We start from the raw sequence: 18,479 nt of genomic DNA, 5'->3' as shown, positions 1-18,479 counted from the left end.
TGTCTTATATAATCAGCCCAGTTTCGTGCTGAAATACTTTATTACCTTATGAGGTTGTAACAATGATACCTGTCGTCGCGCTGGTTGGGCGCCCCAATGTAGGAAAATCCACCCTGTTTAATCGGTTAACGCATACTCGCGATGCGTTGGTGGCGGATTTCCCGGGGCTGACGCGTGACCGCAAGTATGGTCGTGCGGAATGGGAAGGCCATGAATTTATCGTTGTCGATACCGGCGGTATCGATGGCAATGAAGAGGGGGTTGAAACCCGCATGGCCGGCCAATCTCTGGTGGCCATTGAAGAAGCCGATATCGTGCTGTTTATGGTGGACGGCCGCGCCGGGTTGATGCCGGCGGATGAAGGCATAGCCAAGCATCTGCGCAGCCGGCAAAAAACCACGCTGGTGGTGGCCAACAAAACCGACGGCATTGATGCCGATAGCGCGGTGGGTGATTTCTACTCCCTCGGCCTGGGCGAGGTTTATGCCATTGCCGCATCACACGGCCGCGGCGTCAACAGCCTGCTGGAAGATGCCCTCTCGCCGCTGGTGGTGGAAGAAGTAGAAGAAGCGGTGGAGTATCCGGGCCAGGAGCCCTGGCCGGAAGATGAAGAGGGCATTCCTGAAGACGAAGAGGAAGAGGCCTTTGACCCGCAGTCCCTGCCGATAAAACTGGCCATTGTCGGCCGTCCCAATGTCGGCAAGTCCACGCTGACCAACCGGATACTGGGGGAAGATCGCGTAGTGGTTTTTGATATGCCGGGCACCACCCGCGACAGTATTTATATCCCCATGGTGCGGGACGAACGGGAATATATCCTTATCGATACCGCCGGCGTGCGCAAACGCGGCAAAATAACCGAAACGGTGGAAAAGTTTTCTGTTATCAAAACATTGCAGGCCATTGAAGACGCTAATGTGGTTTTGCTGGTAATTGATGCGCGGGAAGGCATTTCCGATCAGGATCTCTCGCTGTTGGGTTTTATCCTGAACAGCGGGCGCTCACTGGTGATTGCGGTGAACAAGTGGGACGGCCTGACGCAGGAAATCCGCGATGAAGTCAAGGAGACGCTGGATATGCGCCTGGGCTTTATCGATTTCGCCCGGGTGCATTTTATTTCCGCGCTGCATGGCAGCGGCGTAGGCAATCTGTTTGAATCCATCAACGAAGCCTATCGCTGTTCCACCAAACGCATCAGCACTTCCATGCTCACCAATATCATGCAGATGGCCATCGAAGAACACCAGCCGCCGCTGGTGCGCGGGCGCCGGGTGAAACCGAAATATGCCCATGCCGGGGGATACAATCCGCCCATCGTGGTGATACACGGTACCCAGGTGAAACATTTACCGGATTCCTATAAACGTTACCTGATGAACTATTTTCGCCGTTCGCTGGAAATCATGGGAACGCCGATCCGTATTCAGTTCAATGAAGGGGCTAACCCCTTTGCCGGCAAACACAACACCCTGACGCCAAACCAGATGCGCAAGCGCAAACGTCTGATAAGCCATATCAAAAAGAGCAAGTAAAACTCAAGGCCCTATAGGGGCCTAAGTTTGCTGACAAAGTGTCCGGACGGTACTGTTGTCCCGGCGCACAGGCGGTACTCAATTCTGGGCGGGAACCGGCTAAAATAAAGGCTGATTTTACTGAGCCCCTGATGCCTGTTTAAGGAAGACATGATGGATGATATATGCCCGGTGTGCCAACACGAACTCCAGCGGCAGGGTGAGGATTTTTACTGCCCGTCCTGCCAGGGCCGGTTCAAGCGGGAAGTGTTATGCCCTGATTGCGGCAAACCGCTGGATGTGCTGATTGCCTGCGGGGCGGTGGACTATTTTTGCCCCCATGGCGATGGACTGATCTCGAAAAAACGCGTCGTCCCGCGCTATATCACGCCTTAATCAATTCTCCGCCGTCCGTCCCTTTTGCCAGAACCGGGCTAGCTCCGACGGAGCGCTGGCCTCCGGCACCAGCAGTTCGAAAAAGGAAGACGATTGCCGGTTATCCGGCCTGAGGATATGGATCCGGTAGTAACGCGTATCGCCGCTGCCCGGACAACGTCCGCCCGGGGGGGACTGCACCAGCAACTGCCTGATTAACGCGCACAGCCGCTCCCGCTGCCCGGACGGCATCTGCCCCAGGCTGAAACGCCTGTGGACCAGCAGGGCGGGGATATAGGCAAATCCGCCCTCTCGCGACACTTCGATCACGGTCTGTTCATCAAGCACAGGGCATTGGTCCATCTTCCTCTCCGGGACAGATTGCTGCGGCGGCGTCCGGATAAATACCGAACCGAGCGGCCTACGGCCGTATAGTCACGACGATACGCCCACTGAACGCCAGGCCTGTTCAACCGCCTGAGCTTCCTCATCGGTAAAGTGCTGGCCGGCATGCTGGATTGTCAGGCGGGCAAACGCGGCAAAATCGGCATTTTGCTTTAACCGGTGATCGCATAAGGTGGCATACCAGATATAACCGGCCTTTTCCCAGGCATATCCCCCCAGCGCGGTGGCGGCCAGATAAAACGCCCGATTAGGGATGCCGGAATTCAAATGCACGCCGCCGTTATCCTCGCGAGTACGGACAAATTCCCGCATATGATCCGGCTGCGGGTCTTTGCCCAGCAGCGGGTCATCATAAGCGCTGCCGGGGGACGACATGGAACGTAAGCCCCGGCCGGCGATTTTTTCCGTCAGCAGCCCCGCTCCGATAATCCAGTCAGCCTGCGCGGCGGTCTGTCGCAGATGGAACTGCTTAACCAGCGAACCGAATACGTCCGACAGAGATTCGTTTAACGCTCCCGCCTGCTCAAAGTAGATCAAATTGGCTTCGGTTTCCGTGACGCCATGGGCTAACTCGTGGGCCACCACGTCCAGCGCGATGGTAAAACGATTGAAGATTTCGCCGTCGCCATCGCCGAACACCATTTGCTCGCCGTTCCAGAAGGCATTTTGATACTCGATGCCGTAATGGACCGAGCCGGTCAGCGGCAATCCTTTGGCGTCAAGTGAATGGCGCTGGAATACCTGCCAGAAAAAATCATAGGTGATGCCCAGATAATCATAGGCTTCGTTAACCGCCCGGTCATCGGCCGCGGCTTGTCCCTCCTGCCTCACCAGCGTGCCGGGCAGGGTCATGGCCTGGTGCGCGTCGTATATCCCCCGCTTCACCTGGCCGGCCTGCTGGGCGACCTGATAGCGGGCGGGCAGAGGATTGCGCCCCATCAGGCTATGGACATGGGTCAGGGTCTGGCGGGCATTCAAGCGCTGCTGCTCGCTGCCCCGTTCCATGATACGGCGCAGGATATACGGAGGGATAACGCTATGCCTAAGTCGGTCTGGACTGTACAAATAATCCTCCTTGCCGGCCTAATGCCAGATGTACCGCCGGGGGATTAAGGCCGTATTTGCCGTACTCTCTTCGTCGTATTGAAAAATCTGGCCTGAAAATTATGTCGTTATAAAAGTATAATCGCCTTTGGCGCAAAGGGGGAAAGCCTCGGGGTAAAACGGGCAAGGACCGGATGTCGCGCGCTAACGCTGATATTGAATGAAAGCAGTCTTCCTGGCTATTTTATCGTACAACGCCATGGCGATTTGATTATTGGTTTGGGTCAGCCAGTAAACGCCGGCCTTGCCGGTTTTATCCGCATGGGCATAGACTTTTTCAATCAATAAGCGGCCGATTCCCTTGCCGCGCATGCTCTCATCCACATAAAGATCCTGCAGATAAACCACCGGTTCCTGGCACCAACTGCTTTCATGCACGACACAATTCACCAGCCCCACGATCTGGCCCTGGCTTTCCGCCACGAAGGCGAACATGGCCGGATGGCCGCCGTTTACCAGGCGCCGGAAGGTAAAATCGTATAACGCGTCATCGAGGATGGTGGAGTAGAAGCTGAGATAACGACGCCAAAGCTGTTTCCACTTGTCTTTATCTTTAAGCTCGATAGACCGGATAATCGTGACGTTGTTGGCCGGCATGTATAAACCTCTCCGGTTGAAAGCCTGTGCCAGTGGTTCGGACGCCATTGCCATACCGGCAATGGACGTAGAGAGACGGTAGCGACAAACCGGTCTCCATGTCAATCGTTAACCTGTACAAGGGCAGATGCGTTAGCCGCCGGTTGCATTCGAAGCCTGGCGTGGGGCCTCCTCCCGCCGGAAGCGTAAGGTATAGCGGTATTCCCCGTCGTTCAGCAGATACTTTTCGTGTACGCTCGGACTCCAGGAATCATCGCCGCCCACCCCCATATGCCGGTAGTCCAGGTTCAGCCACATTCCCGGTTCCGGTTCCAGCAGATGCCGGTGCGTGGCGCGGGTCAATTGCCCGGTGCTGTAGCGACTGACGGAAAAATGAAAATTCCCGCTGATTTGCCACTCCCCAAGTTCCAGCCGGCGGGTAAAACAGCGCAAGCCGTTTTCACTGGGAAAGATATAGGGGGTGTGCATCTGTTCGAAGGGCAGGCGCCACCGGGAAAAACGCGCCCCATCGCACCGGTCCGGATAGTTTTCATGGGGCCCAAGCCCCAGCCAGTCCACCTCCTTCTCCACGCCGTTCAACTGGCAGACCGCGCCGACCCGCGGCAGGGGAGGCAGGCTCGGGGACACCGTCACCCGGATGTCGGTTTCCAGCTGTCCGCTGTTATCAAGGGTGATATGCCAGACGCTTTGTATTAAAAGACTGTTTTGGCGGAAATAGCCGTGCACGGCGCGGAAAATGACCCGATTCGACAGCTGTTCGGCCTCAATGGACAGGCAGCGGTGTTCAAGATCAAACAGGCCGGCGGCTTTCCAGCGTTCTACCCAGGCGCGGGGATCGATATGGTCCGCTTCGCTGACGCCGATATCATTATCCAGCGGCGCGCGTATGAATTGATCCGTCAGCGGCGCCAGTAAAGCCGGCCGTTCATCGTCAAACCATTGGCTCAGCCAGCCGCTGTTTTTATCCAGCGTCCAGCGCTGCCGCCGGCGGCAGACAACAAATTCCCCCTTTTTTTCATGCAGGCGCGGAACATCGCCCGCCGAGCTATCCGGCTCCGTGAGCGGCAAACGGCCGCAGGCCAGCGGCCATTGCTCCCAGGCGACGCAGTGACCGGCGGGAGACCAGGGCGTTTCGGCCGGCTGCAGGATGCGCACCTGTAAATAGAGCCGGCCCTCGCTGTGCAACGGCGGCAGGCTCTCGGCCAGCGTCAGCGCGGCTGTCTGCCCGGGGGCAAGCCCGAGGGGTAATTCCCCGTGCCGCAGGGGCGTCCCCTCCAGCTCCAGAGACCAGTGTAAAATTTCGTTATCGCTGGGACGGAACAGATACTCGCTCTCCACCTCGATACGTAGCGGCTGGGTTTCCAGCAGGCGGAACTGAAAAAACTGCTGCTGTTTTTTTACTTCGAACAGTGCCGGATGCGGCGTGCGATCGGGGAAAACCACACCATTGAGGCAGAATTGACGATCGTTGGGCCGGTCGCCGAAATCGCCTCCGTAGGCCCAATAGGTCCGGCCCTGGTTGTCAACGCGCTCAAGGGCCTGATCCGCCCAGTCCCAGATAAATCCGCCCTGTAGGCGGGGATATTGACGAAAAGCCCGCCAATAGTCGGCAAAGTTGCCCAGACTGTTGCCCATGGCGTGGGCGTATTCGCACAAAATCAGCGGGCGGCGCTCGCCGGGCAGGCTCAGCCATTTTTTTATCGACCATTTAGGTACCGCCGGAAAGGGCTGATCCTCGTCCACCCGCGCATACATCGGGCAGATGATATCCGTGGCCGGGGTATCGGCGCCGCCCCCCTCATACTGCACCGGGCGGCCGGGATCCCTGGACTTGACCCAGTGATAGAGGGCATCGTGGGTTGCGCCGTGGCCTGATTCATTGCCCAGGGACCAGATAATAATGCTGGCGTGGTTGCCGTTGCACTGCACCATGCGGCTTACCCGTTCGCTGAAAGCCGGGAACCAGACCGGGTCGTCCGACAGCCGGTTCATGGGCTCCATCCCGTGGGTTTCAATATTGGCTTCGTCCACCACATACAGGCCGTAGCGATCGCACAGGCGATACCATAACGGCGTATTGGGATAGTGGGAACAGCGTACCGCGTTGAAGTTATTCTGTTTCATCAGCATGATATCCTGCCGCATGCTCTCGACATCCATGACCTGTCCCCGGGCCGGGTGATGCTCATGGCGATTAACGCCGCGAATCAGCAGGGGTTTGCCGTTGAGCTGCAACAGCCCGTCTTTGATTTCCACCTGCCGGAACCCCACGTCGTAGGCCTCCACCTCCAGGATAGCGTCCTCGCTGTCCCGTAACGCCACCACCGCCCGGTAAAGATGCGGCGTTTCAGCGCTCCATAAGCGCGGCGCCGCCACGGCAATCCGCATATCCGCGCGTTCCGGGTAACGACCCCGTTCATCGATAATCGCGGAACCGAACGGCATACGGTGCTCGGCGATGCGTTCATCCTCCCGCCACAAGGAAACCACGAGGCTGTAATCGCTTAACCCGGCCTCCGGCGACGCGAGCGCAACGCAGACATCCAGCACGCCGTCAGTATATAACGCGTCCAGCCGGGTGCGGATGCGGATGTCATGAAACCCCACCGCCGGTTTGTGCAACAGGGATACGGACCGGAAAATGCCGCTCATGCGCCACATATCCTGATCTTCCAGATAGCTGCCGTCGCACCAGCGCAGCACCATGACGCACAGGCGGTTTTGCCCGCTATGCAGGTAGCCGCTGAGATCGAATTCCGCCGGCAGCCGGCTGTCCTGGGAATATCCTATCCACAGGCCGTTGCACCAGAGATAGAACGCCGAATTCACCCCGTTGAAGATAATGCGGGTCCGCCCTTGGTTCAGCCACCCATCGGGTATGGTGATATCGCGGGAATAACAGCCGGTGGGATTGTGCTCAGGCACTCGCGGCGGATCCACTGGAAAGGGGTATTTTACATTGGTGTAGATGGGCAGGTCGTAGCCCGCCATCTGCCAGTTGGAGGGGACGGCTATTCCCCTGGCATCGGGCAAATCCTCCCGCAGCCAGCTCTCCGGTACGGCCTGCGGCTCCTTGAAATAGCTGAAAAACCATTCGCCGTCGAGGGTGAGGCGGCTGGGGGAATCCAGATCCCGCCGTGCGTCGTCTTCGTCGCGCCAGCTGTTGAACGGAGGATGCGCGGGTAATCGCCGGTAATGCGTGCTGGCGGGATTTTCCCAGTCCCGCCGGGATAAAACGATGGCCAGAGATGAAAACAAATCTTCCTGGTGCGCCGAACGGGTAGTATTCATGGTATGCCTTCATCGTTTTATCGCGTCGCAACGTGGAACGCTATGCAGATAATAAACAATGTTATAGCAAGATAAACCTTGAATTCTCAAACTCTCGGCGGCGATCGCAATCTGAACCGTACAGCCGCCGGTTAAATCAGCGGCCGGTTCAGATGACCTTGGGCAACGCTTCCCATGCCTCGGCCGGCGCCTGCTCGGCTTGCGGCCGGTTTTTTGCAAAGTGCAGTTGTAAAACGCGGCTGGTATAGGCATGGATCCGATCGGTCAACTCCCCATCGCCGTTCAGAGGCCGGCCATAGGAGGGAATGATCTCTTGCAGCCGGTCGCGCCAGGCCGGCGAAGCCGCCCTGGATTTAAACATGCTGTTCAGCAGTTCCAGCATGATTGGCGCGGCGGTAGACGCCCCTGGCGATGCCCCGAGCAGCGCCGACAGCGATCCGTCGTCCGCGCTGACCATCTCGGTGCCGAACTGCAGAATACCGCCCTTGACCGGGTCTTTTTTGATGATCTGTACCCGCTGGCCGGCATCGATTAATTGCCAGTCCTCCAGCCGGGCCCCGGGATAATAGGCTTGCAATGCCTCCAGGCGTTTGGTATCCGACATCAGTACCTGGCTTATCAGATAGCGCAGCAGGTTCAGATTATCCCAGCCGACGCGGAGCATGGGCAGCAGATTATGCCGGTTCAGCGACGAAAACAGATCGAACCACGACCCCTGCTTTAGAAATTTACTGCTGAAGGTGGCATAAGGCCCAAACAAAAGGGAACGTTGCCCGTCCAGCATGCGGGTATCGATATGCGGCACCGACATCGGCGGGGCGCCCACCGAGGCTTTGCCATAAACTTTTGCCTGATGTTGATTGACGATATCGGGCCGGGTGGTCACCAGGAATTTGCCCCCCACCGGAAATCCGGCATAACCCCTTGCCGCCGGAACGCCCGATTTTTGCAGCAGCGTAAGTGCCGCGCCGCCGGCGCCGATAAATACGTGGCGGGCGCGGACGCTGGAGCGTTTGCCGCCATTGTTCAAATCGGCGACGGATATCTCCCAGGTCGCATCCTCCCGGCGCGTTATGTTCACCACCTCATGCTTAAGGTGCAAATCAAATCCGCCCCGTTGCGCCAGCGACGCCAGCATCTGGCGGGTCAGTTCGCCGAAATTGACGTCGGTCCCCATCACCATCCGGGTAGCCGCCACTTTCTGAAAGGGATCGCGGCCTTCCATAATCGCGGGCGCCCATTGCTTGATGACATGGCTGTCTTCGGTATATTCCATGCCTTTAAACAGGGTGCTTTGCTGTAATGTCTCATAGCGTTTGCGCAGGAAATTCACATCTTCCTCGCCCCAGACAAAACTTATATGCGGGACATTATTAATGAAGGTTTCCGGCGCGCCCACCCGCTGGTTTTTAACCAGATAAGCCCAGAATTGCCGGGAAATTTCAAATGATTCGTTGACGGAAACAGCTTTGGAAATATCAATAGATCCGTCTGCCTGTTCCGGCGTGTAATTCAATTCGCAGTATGCCGCATGGCCGGTGCCGGCATTATTCCAGCCGTCTGAGCTCTCTTGGGCGAGTTTATCCAGGCGCTCGTACAGATGAATAGACCAGTCCGGCTCAAGTTCCCTGATAAGCGTGCCCAGGGTGGCGCTCATGACGCCGCCGCCGATAAGGACAACATCCACCGGGGCGTTGTTCGCAGCCTTTTGCCGTTGGGCAGACGCCAACAAATTCATGCAAAGGCCCGCGACGAAATGCTCTTTCATGCGCAGTGTCTCTATATATAAAAGTAAGTATACGGCAGGGCAATATTATTGAGGTTGCTTTTGGCCCAATACTGTCTGCTATTCAAACCTGATTCTATTAGTCGGACATCCGCATGTAAACCAAAAGTGATGTTATCGCCTGGTTAAGATAATTAACACTTATGCTTGTTATCTAGTTGTTTTAAAGAGTAATATTGATAATTTCGCAAAATATAACCTTTTATTAACAAATCGTTACTCTCTTTTATGATGATTAAAAGCGTTTTAGGATGAATCTGCCGCAGAATATACAATGAGCAACCGTATCGTCTCTAATCCGCAAATAAAGAGCAGCTCGTCTTTTGTGATTTTTACCCCGACGGTAGAAGTTGTTTTCATTGGTATTTGGTTGGTATTATTTTTGCTTCTAATGGCTATAAATCGCTTATGAATAAGCGGATATTGCCTGAGTATTTTGGCGGTTAAAGGAATTATCATGGTTAATGCCTCGGTGGATATCGCTGACGGTAGTCGCTACTGGCAGCGTAATTTATTTGTTTGTGTTTTCGGCTCCTTTACCACCATTATCGCCATGACGCTATTGCTGCCTTTCCTGCCTTTGTACGTGGAGCAACTAGGGGCATCGGGACATGCGGCCATCAGCCAATGGTCCGGGGTAGCCTATGGCGCCACATTTTTCAGCGCGGCGTTTACCGCGCCGCTGTGGGGCCGCCTGGGTGATCGATACGGGCGTAAACTGATGCTGATCCGGGCGAGCCTCGGGATGGCCGTCGCCATGACGTTGCTGGGCATGGCGCAAAGCGTCTGGCAGCTGGTGGCGCTGCGTTTGCTCGCCGGCTTGCTGGGCGGCTATGCCTCGGGTTCGATGATCCTGGTGGCGACCCAAACGCCCAAAGCCCGCACCGGCTGGGCGCTGGGGATAATGTCATCCGGCATCATGGCCGGTAATTTCGCCGGCCCGCTGATAGGGGGCACCCTGCCGCCGCTGATTGGCATCCGCGGGACGTTTATCGCCGCCGGGGCGGCAATATTCATCGCTTTCCTTGCCACCACTTTTTTATTAAAGGAGGAGCCGGGCGCGGCGAAGAAACGGGCTGCCGAACCGGCGCCCGCCGGCGCGGCGCGCATGAGCAAACCCGTTATCGCCATGCTGATTACCGGTGCGCTGCTGATGATCGCCAATATGTCCATCGAGCCGATCATTACCCTTTACGTGGGGCAGTTGGTGCCATTTTCACAGGTGACCCTGGTGGCGGGATTCGCCATGTCCGCTGCGGCCCTGGGCAGCATTCTGTCAGCGTCCTGGCTGGGCAAGCTGGCCGACCGCAGCGGTCATTGGAATGTGATCATCGGCTGCCTGCTGGCGGCGGCGGTTTTGCTGATTCCCCAGGCATTTGTCAGCCGGGGCTGGCAACTGGTGGTGCTGAGGTTTTTCATGGGACTGGCATTAGGAGGGCTGTTGCCCTGTATCGCCAGCGTCATTCGCCACAATGTGCCGGACAGGATTGCCGGCAAAATCCTGGGGTATTCCACCTCGTCGCAATATGTCGGCCAGGTGGCGGGCCCGCTGCTGGGGGGCGTTGTCGGCGGCCATTTCGGCATGCGGCCGGTATTTCTCGGCACCTGCGTATTGCTGTTTATCGGGGCGTTGTATAACGTTTTTGCCCGATCGGCGGCACGGTCAGCTCCCGAGCAGTAAGGATGCGTCCCGAAGCCGGAACATGCTAATCGCGTCCCTTCCGGCAATCTCCGGGACATTGGCCGGCAGGTGTCGGCGGCTAGCGGTTTTTTCCGGCGGTCTTCTTCGACGGCGTAATGCGAACCACCTGGCTATCCACCCAGCCATCCTGCAGACGGGTGGTCAGGGCATCGCCGGGCTGTAACTGCCCGGTGCGTTTAATCAGCGCCCCATCGGCGCCGGTGGTAACGCTGAAACCGCGCGCCAGCGTATTCAGCGGGCTGACGCCTTCCAACCGCGAGCATAACATGCCGAATTTTTGCTGCTGCTGATTCAACCGGCGGGTCATGGCCTGCTGCAGCTGATATTGCAGCGCCTGCAATTGCTGCTGCACCCGGCCGATGCGCGGCAGCGGCGATTGCTGGCCCAGCCGCTGCTGCACCCGCTCATGGCGGCGCTGCGCCAGCCGCAGCTGCGCCTGTACGCCGTCGTCCAGCCGGCGGCGCAGTTTGACCAGCGTGGTTTGCTGGCGTGCCAGCCGCAAATGGGGATGCTGCTGCTGCAGGCGGTGCTGCAGGCGGGTAAAAATCTGCTGGCGCTGGGCCAGATAATAATCCATCGCCATTTCCAGCCGCTGCTGCTGCGACTGCAACTGGCGCACCAGCTCCAACTGATTGCGGCTCACCAGCTCAGCCGCCGCCGACGGGGTGGGCGCACGAAGATCGGCGACAAAATCGGTAATGGTCACATCGGTTTCGTGTCCGACGGCGCTCACCACCGGCAATATGCTGGCAAAAATGGCCCGCGCCACCCGTTCGTCGTTAAAACTCCATAAATCTTCCAGCGAACCGCCGCCGCGGCCGACGATAAGCACATCGCACTCCTGCCGGCGGTTGGCGGTTTCAATGGCCCGGACGATCTGCGCGGGCGCGTCCTGTCCCTGTACCGGCGTTGGGTAGATCACCACCGGCAGCGACGGATCCCGCCGGCGCAGGACGTTCAGAATATCGTGCAGCGCCGCGCCGCTGGCGGAGGTGATGACGCCAACCCGCCGGGACGGGCTGGGCAACGGCTGTTTATGGATCTGATCGAACAGTCCTTCCGCCGATAACCGCTGCTTGAGCTGTTCGAACTGCTGCTGCAGCAAACCGTCGCCGGCCGGCTGCATGCTCTCGGCAATCAGCTGGTAGTCGCCGCGGGGTTCATACAGCGTCAACGAAGCCCGCACCAATACCTGCTGCCCGTTGCGCGGGGCGAAGGTCACCCGCCGGTTGCCGTTGCGGAACATAGCGCAACGCACCTGGGCGCGATCGTCTTTCAGGGTAAAATACCAATGGCCGGAGGCGGGCTGGGAAAAGTTGGATATCTCGCCGGTTAGCCAGATCTGGCCCATCCCGCTTTCCAGCAGTTCACGCACCTGTTGATTCAGGCGGGAAACGGTAAAAATCGTTGACGAGGTGGGTGCAGACATGTGAGCTGGATCAACTTTGTTAAAAAAGACTTAATCGGTTGATATTACTTAACGCTGGCCGGTTATCAAGGTTTTTTTTAAAAAATAGCTGGAGGCAACCGTTTACGTTCTGTATAATGCCACGGCAATATTTTATACATCCACCCTGGTGAGATATTGCTATGTTACGTATCGCAAAAGAAGCCCTGACTTTCGACGATCTCCTCCTTTTACCTGCACATTCCACGGTTCTGCCCAACACCGCCGAGCTGGGAACTCAACTGACCAAAAAAATCCGTCTCAACATTCCGCTGCTCTCCGCGGCCATGGATACCGTTACCGAAGCCCCCCTGGCTATCGCACTGGCCCAAGAGGGCGGTATCGGCTTTATCCATAAAAACATGTCCATCGAGCGCCAGGCCGAAGAAGTCAGCCGGGTGAAAAAACATGAAAGCGGCGTGGTGACCGATCCCAAGACCGTCACCCCGTCAACCACCCTGTCCCAGGTCAAGGAAATGACCGCCCGCAACGGTTTCGCCGGTTATCCGGTGGTCACCGATGACAACGAACTGGTGGGCATCATCACCGGCCGCGATGTGCGGTTCGTCACCGATCTTTCCCAGCCGGTCACCGCGGTCATGACGCCCAAGGAACGTCTGGTCACGGTGAAAGAGGGCGAAGCCCGCGAAGTCGTGCTGCAAAAAATGCACGAGAAGCGTGTAGAAAAAGCGCTGGTAGTGGACGGACAATTCCATCTGCTGGGCATGATCACGGTAAAAGATTTCCAGAAAGCGGAACGCAAGCCCAATGCCTGCAAAGATGAGCACGGCCGGCTGCGCGTAGGCGCGGCGGTGGGCGCGGGCGCGGGTAATGAAGAGCGTATCGACGCGCTGGTGGCCGCCGGTGTCGACGTGCTGCTCATCGATTCCTCCCACGGCCATTCCGAAGGCGTATTGCAGCGCATTCGCGCCACCCGTGAAAAATATCCCGATTTGCAGATTATCGGCGGCAATATCGCCACCGGCGCCGGCGCCATCGCGCTGGTGGAAGCGGGCGTAAGCGCGGTTAAAGTGGGTATCGGGCCGGGGTCCATCTGCACCACCCGTATCGTTACCGGCGTCGGCGTACCGCAAATCACCGCCATATCCGATGCGGTGGAAGCGCTGGAAGGCACCGGTATTCCGGTTATCGCCGACGGCGGCATCCGTTACTCCGGCGATATCGCCAAAGCCATTGCCGCCGGCGCCTCATGCGTCATGGTGGGCTCGCTGCTGGCCGGTACCGAGGAATCCCCCGGCGAAATCGAACTCTACCAGGGCCGTTCGTTTAAATCCTATCGCGGCATGGGATCCCTGGGCGCCATGTCCAAAGGTTCCTCCGACCGCTATTTCCAGACCGACAACGCCGCCGATAAACTGGTGCCGGAAGGCATAGAAGGGCGGGTGGCTTACAAAGGCCGCCTGAAAGAGATAGTGCATCAGCAGATGGGCGGGTTGCGCTCCTGCATGGGACTCACCGGCTGCGCCACCATCGACGAACTGCGCACCAAGGCTGAATTTGTCCGCATCAGCGGCGCCGGCATTCAGGAAAGCCATGTCCACGACGTCGCCATCACCAAAGAATCGCCGAATTACCGCATGGGCTAAACGCGCCGGACGGTGCGCTGCGGGCGGTAATAGTGCATTATCTCCCTGGTGCGCCGCCCGTTGCGTCGGATGGCCGAGGATTGGCCATCCCTGATTTTTTCTTCCCGGCCGCGGCCGGGTGGTGTTGTATTTTGACCACCGCTCTTGGAATACGCCTTCTATGACAGATAATATCCATAAACATCGCATTCTGATTCTGGACTTCGGTTCGCAGTACACGCAACTTATCGCCCGCCGCGTGCGCGAACTGGGCGTCTATTGCGAACTCTGGGCCTGGGACGTGACGGAAGCGCAAATCCGCGCCTTCGAACCCAGCGGCATTATTCTTTCCGGCGGCCCTGAAAGCACCACCGAACATAACAGCCCGGTTGCGCCGGAGTATGTTTACCAGGCCGGCGTCCCGGTGCTGGGCGTTTGCTATGGCATGCAGACCATGGCCATGCAGCTGGGGGGCCGGGTGGAAGGTTCCCATGAGCGCGAATTCGGCTATGCCCAGGTTGAGGTGTTAAACGACAGCGCCCTGGTCAGGGACATCAAGGATTCCCTCAGCGTCAACGGCAAGCCGCTGCTGGATGTCTGGATGAGCCACGGCGACAAGGTCACCGACATCCCGGCGGGATTCGTCACCGTCGCCAGCACGGAGAGCTGCCGGTTTGCCATCATGGCCGACGAGGAAAAAAGGTTCTACGGCGTGCAGTTCCATCCCGAAGTCACCCATACCCGCCAGGGCCAGCGGATCCTGGAACGTTTTATCAAGGATATCTGCCGCTGCGAGGCGTTGTGGACGCCGGACAAGATTATCGAAGATGCCGTCAGCCGCCTACGCCAGCAAATCGGCGACGACCATGTGATTCTGGGACTGTCCGGCGGTGTGGATTCGTCCGTCACCGCCATGCTGCTGCACCGCGCCATCGGCAATCGCCTGAGCTGCGTATTTGTGGATAACGGACTGCTGCGGCTGAACGAGGCCGCCCAGGTATTGGAGATGTTCGGCGAGAAGTATGGCCTGAATATTATCCATGTCCCGGCGGAGGAGCGTTTTCTCAGCGCCCTGTCCGGTATCGCCGATCCGGAAACCAAACGCAAAACAATCGGCCGGGTGTTTGTGGAAGTGTTCGATGAGGAAGCCGGCAAACAGACCGACGTCAAATGGCTGGCCCAGGGCACTATCTATCCCGACGTGATTGAATCCGCCGCCTCCGCCACCGGCAAGGCCCATGTCATCAAATCCCACCACAATGTCGGCGGCCTGCCGAAAGAGATGAAGCTGGGGCTGGTGGAACCGCTCAAAGAGCTGTTCAAGGACGAGGTACGCCGCATAGGCCTTGAGCTGGGACTGCCCTACGATATGCTTTATCGCCACCCGTTCCCTGGTCCGGGCCTCGGCGTGCGGGTGCTCGGGGAGGTGAAAAAAGAATACTGCGACCTTTTGCGCCGCGCCGATGCGATTTTTATCGAAGAGCTGCATAAAGCGGACCTCTACAATAAGGTCAGCCAGGCGTTTACCGTGTTCCTGCCGGTGCGTTCGGTGGGCGTGATGGGCGACGGCCGCAAGTATGACTGGGTGGTCTCCCTGCGCGCGGTGGAAACCATCGATTTTATGACCGCCCATTGGGCGCATCTGCCGTATGAGTTTTTGGGCCGGGTGTCCAATCGGATCATTAATGAAATCGATGGGATTTCACGGGTGGTTTACGATATTTCCGGGAAGCCGCCGGCGACGATTGAGTGGGAGTGAGATTGATTTTCAATCAAATGATTTGATTAAATAAAAACAATGCCATTAATGATTTTTTCACATCATTAATGGCATTTTTCATTGTATGTGAAAAGCATAATTTGGCAATATGTTCCGATACCATGATGGGCGGTGATCGGAATGGGGCGAAACATGCAGTTGAATCGCTAGGTGGAGACAACAAGCCAGCATCTTGCTATACTTTGGATGCAAATTGGGGGTTTTCGATGACTAAAATAGCCGCTGTAAGTGTTGCAACTCAAGTCCGCAGGCTTGCTAAATCCCACAAAGTCACCGCTGAACGTGACGGCATGAGCCGTATGGCCGTAGCTATTACCCGTATGGCTGGTGATGCAGTCGAGTTGGATAACGTCGAGCAATTACTCGTCAATCTCAAAAGAAAAGGTGTGCTGAGCAAGTCTGAGATCCTGACCCTCCAGGGGGGGTGCCTTCAGGAGAAAAGAGATTCCAAGAAAAAAATCAGCATATGAGTTTTGATCCCTTTGGCGATTATGAAACTGCTGGATATCTTGATAGTCCATTGCCATGGGATCATAAAATAATGTTCCTGTTACTATTGGTATAAAGTATAAATTAAGGCCTTAAATTATTCCTCCATTGTTCAGAAGGCATTCCCCCAGGAATATTGAGCGAAGGGACTTGATGTAGCTGGGTTGGCCTCATCGGCACCTGTGGCATCTGTACATTGACCGGCCCATGATCCATCAGGCCAATAGTGACATTTTGCGCGGCGGCAAGTCCGGCTCCCATTACCGCGCCAGACGGGCCACCGGTCAACGCGCCGCCAAGCGCGCCAAAAGCTATATCGCGCCTGAGGTTGTTCATGATTTTTTAATCGCTGGGTGGAATATTACCATTATTCATAATTTTCATTTACCTTTTTAATTAATTGAAATATCAATAAGATTATTAGCGAAATAATCAGCGTTATGGCCGTAGAGATAAAATAATCAATAATGCCATGGAATGTAATATTAACAGCACTTAAGCTTTCAATCGACAATAAAGTAAGAAAATGACCCAAGAGCGAAAGTGCGATAACTATATAATAAGTTCTTTTATTGATGCCACTTTTTAATACTGATAATAAGAGCGATAAGTACAAACATTAATGGTGTGAGAATATCATTTAACATGCAGGCAAATCTCTTATTTGAATAACAGGCAATATAACCTATTTTGCATCTGCTGGTTGGTCCTGTTTTGAATAAAAGCGTTACTCGTCAAGCATTCCTTGTTCCCGGCCCGAACCCTCATCTTATTATGCTGTGTAATGAAAAATAATCAGTAGCAGACCGCCTGCGATGTTGACGTATTTTTCAGCAGTAGTGGATTGGTTTTTAGCTGAGAAAATGAGTGCATGACTGATGGCAATAAGCCAGATGCTCATAACCCCACATGCACGGAAGCAAGAGTCAGATAGTTGCTGATGCCGCCATCTATTCCGGCAAATTGTGAAACCACTGTCAGATAGAACATGATGGCCTTAGGATTCAGTACGTTAGCCAGCCAGGCCTGTTTTATTGTAATCGAAGTGATTTTGATGGTGAGTTCGGTACGCTTTGATTTAATGCCGCTGACGATGAGCATTAATCCTAACCAAAGGAGATAGACTGTCCCGGCAATTTTCAGTGCACCAAAAATCGCTGGAGACGAGACAATGACAGCGGTTATTCCGAGCCCGATAAGAAGCGCGTGTGTGTATATGCCCAAAGCCGTTCCGGCCAGCGTCCTAAAAAGCCCACTGCGTCCGCCGGCGAGAGCGCCGCTCATGACAAGAGTGAAGCTTGCCCCGGGGGAGAGGGCGACAGGCAGTAATGCAGGCATAAAGCCAAAAAAGTTGATTGCCATATTCTTCGGATTGTAAATGATATGTTTTGGCGCTGCCAGTATATCAACGAGGGCTTAGCGGCGGGAGCGGACGTTAGGATGATTCAAATGAATCCACCAACGCATCGATGAAGGCGCGCACTTTCGCGGGTAGGTAGCGCTTCGAGGGATATAGAACCGAGATTGGCACTTCCTCTGTTTGGTACTGGGGCAACACCCTTATGAGCCGTCCTGCTTCGACATGAGGTTCGAAAAGAAATGCAGGCAGATAAGCGATGCCCATTCCAAACAGGGCCGCCTCCAGCAGCGCTTCGCCCCGATCCGACACGAAACGTTGCCTGCCGGAGATCGATTGCCACGATCCGTCCGGGCCCCTTACACGCCAAGAGTGCTGGCTGGTGGCTCGGGCCTTCGAAGCGAAGTAGAACAAGCATGTATGATCGCGCAAGGACTCAATCGTTTCCGGCGCGCCGCGCAAGGCCAGGTATTCAGGCGAGGCACAGAAGATCGTCGGATAGCGCTTTATGCCGCGCGAGATCAGATCTTGCGGGGTGTTTTCAAGGCCGCCGATCCGGATGGCCAGGTCGAATCCATCCTCCACGATATCCACGACGCGGTCTGTCAGGCTCAGTTCGACGGAGACTTCGGGCCAATCCGCGAGGAAGCGTCGTATGACAGGCATCACGTGTAATTGACCGTAGGCGCCAGGCGCCGTGATTCGCAAGGTTCCTTTCGGCTTGGCATCGCGTCCTGCGGCGTTGTTCTCGGCGGCTTCAAGATCGTCAAGGATGGCAATACACTGCTCGTAGAATCGCTGGCCTTCCTCGGTAACGCTGAAGGCCCGCGTGGTCCGGTTGAGAAGCCGGACACCCAGCCTCGCTTCCAAACGGCCGACAGCCTTCGCTACCGCGGAACGGGACAGACCCAGCCCGCGGCCGGCATCGGCGAAGCTGCCGGTTTTGACTGCCGTCGTGAAGGCGACGATATCTCCGGTGTTGGTGCCTCTCATCCCATATCCTCGCATCATAGGCGTCGCCGCTATGGCGACGCCTATTCGCCAATGTT

At 56.4% G+C, this 18,479-nt stretch carries 14 protein-coding genes and 1 pseudogene; 6 read left to right on the top strand and 9 right to left on the bottom strand.

What is annotated here, in order from left to right; translation table 11 throughout:
- The first annotated feature begins 62 nt into the window (after positions 1–62).
- Positions 63–1,532, top strand: a complete 1,470-nt coding sequence (gene der, locus GTU79_RS20760; protein WP_203524581.1) for a ribosome biogenesis GTPase Der — start codon at positions 63–65, stop codon at positions 1,530–1,532.
- A gap of 153 nt (positions 1,533–1,685) precedes the next feature.
- Positions 1,686–1,907 carry a zinc ribbon domain-containing protein gene (locus GTU79_RS20755; RefSeq protein WP_203524763.1) on the top strand — a complete coding sequence of 74 codons (222 nt, stop codon included), beginning with the start codon at positions 1,686–1,688 and terminating at the stop codon, positions 1,905–1,907.
- On the opposite strand, the gene GTU79_RS20750 is transcribed toward GTU79_RS20755, so the two are convergent.
- The 5 genes from GTU79_RS20750 to mqo all read right to left on the bottom strand — a co-directional run bounded on the left by GTU79_RS20750 (position 1,908) and on the right by mqo (position 9,051).
- A complete protein-coding gene (locus GTU79_RS20750; protein WP_203524580.1) occupies positions 1,908–2,249 on the bottom strand; it encodes a protealysin inhibitor emfourin in 342 nt (113 codons plus the stop codon).
- Between the two features lie 72 nt (positions 2,250–2,321).
- Positions 2,322–3,356, bottom strand: a complete 1,035-nt coding sequence (locus tag GTU79_RS20745) for a M4 family metallopeptidase (protein ID WP_275956902.1) — start codon at positions 3,354–3,356, stop codon at positions 2,322–2,324.
- Positions 3,357–3,539: 183 nt separating this feature from the next.
- Positions 3,540–3,992, bottom strand: a complete 453-nt coding sequence (locus GTU79_RS20740) for a GNAT family N-acetyltransferase (RefSeq protein WP_203524579.1) — start codon at positions 3,990–3,992, stop codon at positions 3,540–3,542.
- A gap of 132 nt (positions 3,993–4,124) precedes the next feature.
- Positions 4,125–7,283: a beta-galactosidase gene (locus tag GTU79_RS20735; protein WP_203524578.1), complete on the bottom strand. Its 3,159-nt coding sequence runs from the start codon at positions 7,281–7,283 to the stop codon at positions 4,125–4,127.
- Positions 7,284–7,431: 148 nt separating this feature from the next.
- Positions 7,432–9,051 (bottom strand): malate dehydrogenase (quinone), encoded by a 1,620-nt coding sequence (mqo, locus tag GTU79_RS20730; RefSeq protein WP_203524577.1) that lies wholly within the window; start codon positions 9,049–9,051, stop codon positions 7,432–7,434.
- Between the two features lie 475 nt (positions 9,052–9,526).
- On the opposite strand from mqo, the gene GTU79_RS20725 reads away from it, so the two are divergent.
- Positions 9,527–10,750, top strand: a complete 1,224-nt coding sequence (locus GTU79_RS20725; protein WP_132926785.1) for an MFS transporter — start codon at positions 9,527–9,529, stop codon at positions 10,748–10,750.
- 79 nt (positions 10,751–10,829) lie between these two features.
- Here GTU79_RS20725 and xseA read toward each other — a convergent pair whose 3' ends face one another.
- Positions 10,830–12,200, bottom strand: coding sequence for an exodeoxyribonuclease VII large subunit (xseA, locus tag GTU79_RS20720; RefSeq protein ID WP_203524576.1), 1,371 nt, complete (start codon positions 12,198–12,200; stop codon positions 10,830–10,832).
- Between the two features lie 161 nt (positions 12,201–12,361).
- Between xseA and guaB the strand changes: the two genes are divergently transcribed.
- The 3 genes from guaB to GTU79_RS20705 all read left to right on the top strand — a co-directional run bounded on the left by guaB (position 12,362) and on the right by GTU79_RS20705 (position 16,054).
- Positions 12,362–13,825, top strand: a complete 1,464-nt coding sequence (gene guaB / locus GTU79_RS20715; protein ID WP_132926789.1) for an IMP dehydrogenase — start codon at positions 12,362–12,364, stop codon at positions 13,823–13,825.
- A gap of 160 nt (positions 13,826–13,985) precedes the next feature.
- Entirely contained in the window at positions 13,986–15,563 is a 1,578-nt protein-coding gene (gene guaA, locus GTU79_RS20710; protein ID WP_203524575.1) for a glutamine-hydrolyzing GMP synthase, read from the top strand.
- A 227-nt stretch (positions 15,564–15,790) separates the two neighbouring features.
- Complete coding sequence (locus GTU79_RS20705; RefSeq protein WP_203524779.1) at positions 15,791–16,054, top strand: hypothetical protein; 264 nt, start codon at positions 15,791–15,793, stop codon at positions 16,052–16,054.
- 103 nt (positions 16,055–16,157) lie between these two features.
- On the opposite strand, the gene GTU79_RS31870 is transcribed toward GTU79_RS20705, so the two are convergent.
- The 3 genes and pseudogenes from GTU79_RS31870 to GTU79_RS20695 all read right to left on the bottom strand — a co-directional run bounded on the left by GTU79_RS31870 (position 16,158) and on the right by GTU79_RS20695 (position 18,423).
- Complete coding sequence (locus GTU79_RS31870) at positions 16,158–16,409, bottom strand: E492 group microcin (RefSeq protein WP_476749678.1); 252 nt, start codon at positions 16,407–16,409, stop codon at positions 16,158–16,160.
- Positions 16,410–16,845: 436 nt separating this feature from the next.
- Positions 16,846–17,435 (bottom strand): annotated as a pseudogene (locus GTU79_RS20700) (LysE family translocator).
- A gap of 73 nt (positions 17,436–17,508) precedes the next feature.
- Positions 17,509–18,423 (bottom strand): LysR family transcriptional regulator, encoded by a 915-nt coding sequence (locus tag GTU79_RS20695; protein WP_203524573.1) that lies wholly within the window; start codon positions 18,421–18,423, stop codon positions 17,509–17,511.
- Between the last annotated feature and the right edge of the window lie 56 nt (positions 18,424–18,479).

The sequence above is a fragment of the Sodalis ligni genome (assembly GCF_016865525.2).
GTDB lineage: Bacteria > Pseudomonadota > Gammaproteobacteria > Enterobacterales > Enterobacteriaceae > Acerihabitans > Acerihabitans ligni.
This window is presented reverse-complemented; position numbering and strand designations above follow the sequence as displayed.

Bases quoted from the DNA above. Each gene is read 5' to 3' on its own strand.
- der (WP_203524581.1), top strand. From the start codon at position 63: ATGATACCTGTCGTCGCGCTGGTTGGGCGCCCCAATGTAGGAAAATCC.
- GTU79_RS20755 (WP_203524763.1), top strand. From the start codon at position 1,686: ATGGATGATATATGCCCGGTGTGCCAACACGAACTCCAGCGGCAGGGT.
- GTU79_RS20750 (WP_203524580.1), bottom strand. From the start codon at position 2,249: ATGGACCAATGCCCTGTGCTTGATGAACAGACCGTGATCGAAGTGTCG.
- GTU79_RS20740 (WP_203524579.1), bottom strand. From the start codon at position 3,992: ATGCCGGCCAACAACGTCACGATTATCCGGTCTATCGAGCTTAAAGAT.
- GTU79_RS20735 (WP_203524578.1), bottom strand. From the start codon at position 7,283: ATGAATACTACCCGTTCGGCGCACCAGGAAGATTTGTTTTCATCTCTG.
- mqo (WP_203524577.1), bottom strand. From the start codon at position 9,051: ATGAAAGAGCATTTCGTCGCGGGCCTTTGCATGAATTTGTTGGCGTCT.
- GTU79_RS20725 (WP_132926785.1), top strand. From the start codon at position 9,527: ATGGTTAATGCCTCGGTGGATATCGCTGACGGTAGTCGCTACTGGCAG.
- xseA (WP_203524576.1), bottom strand. From the start codon at position 12,200: ATGTCTGCACCCACCTCGTCAACGATTTTTACCGTTTCCCGCCTGAAT.
- guaB (WP_132926789.1), top strand. From the start codon at position 12,362: ATGTTACGTATCGCAAAAGAAGCCCTGACTTTCGACGATCTCCTCCTT.
- guaA (WP_203524575.1), top strand. From the start codon at position 13,986: ATGACAGATAATATCCATAAACATCGCATTCTGATTCTGGACTTCGGT.
- GTU79_RS20705 (WP_203524779.1), top strand. From the start codon at position 15,791: ATGACTAAAATAGCCGCTGTAAGTGTTGCAACTCAAGTCCGCAGGCTT.
- GTU79_RS31870 (WP_476749678.1), bottom strand. From the start codon at position 16,409: ATGAACAACCTCAGGCGCGATATAGCTTTTGGCGCGCTTGGCGGCGCG.
- GTU79_RS20695 (WP_203524573.1), bottom strand. From the start codon at position 18,423: ATGAGAGGCACCAACACCGGAGATATCGTCGCCTTCACGACGGCAGTC.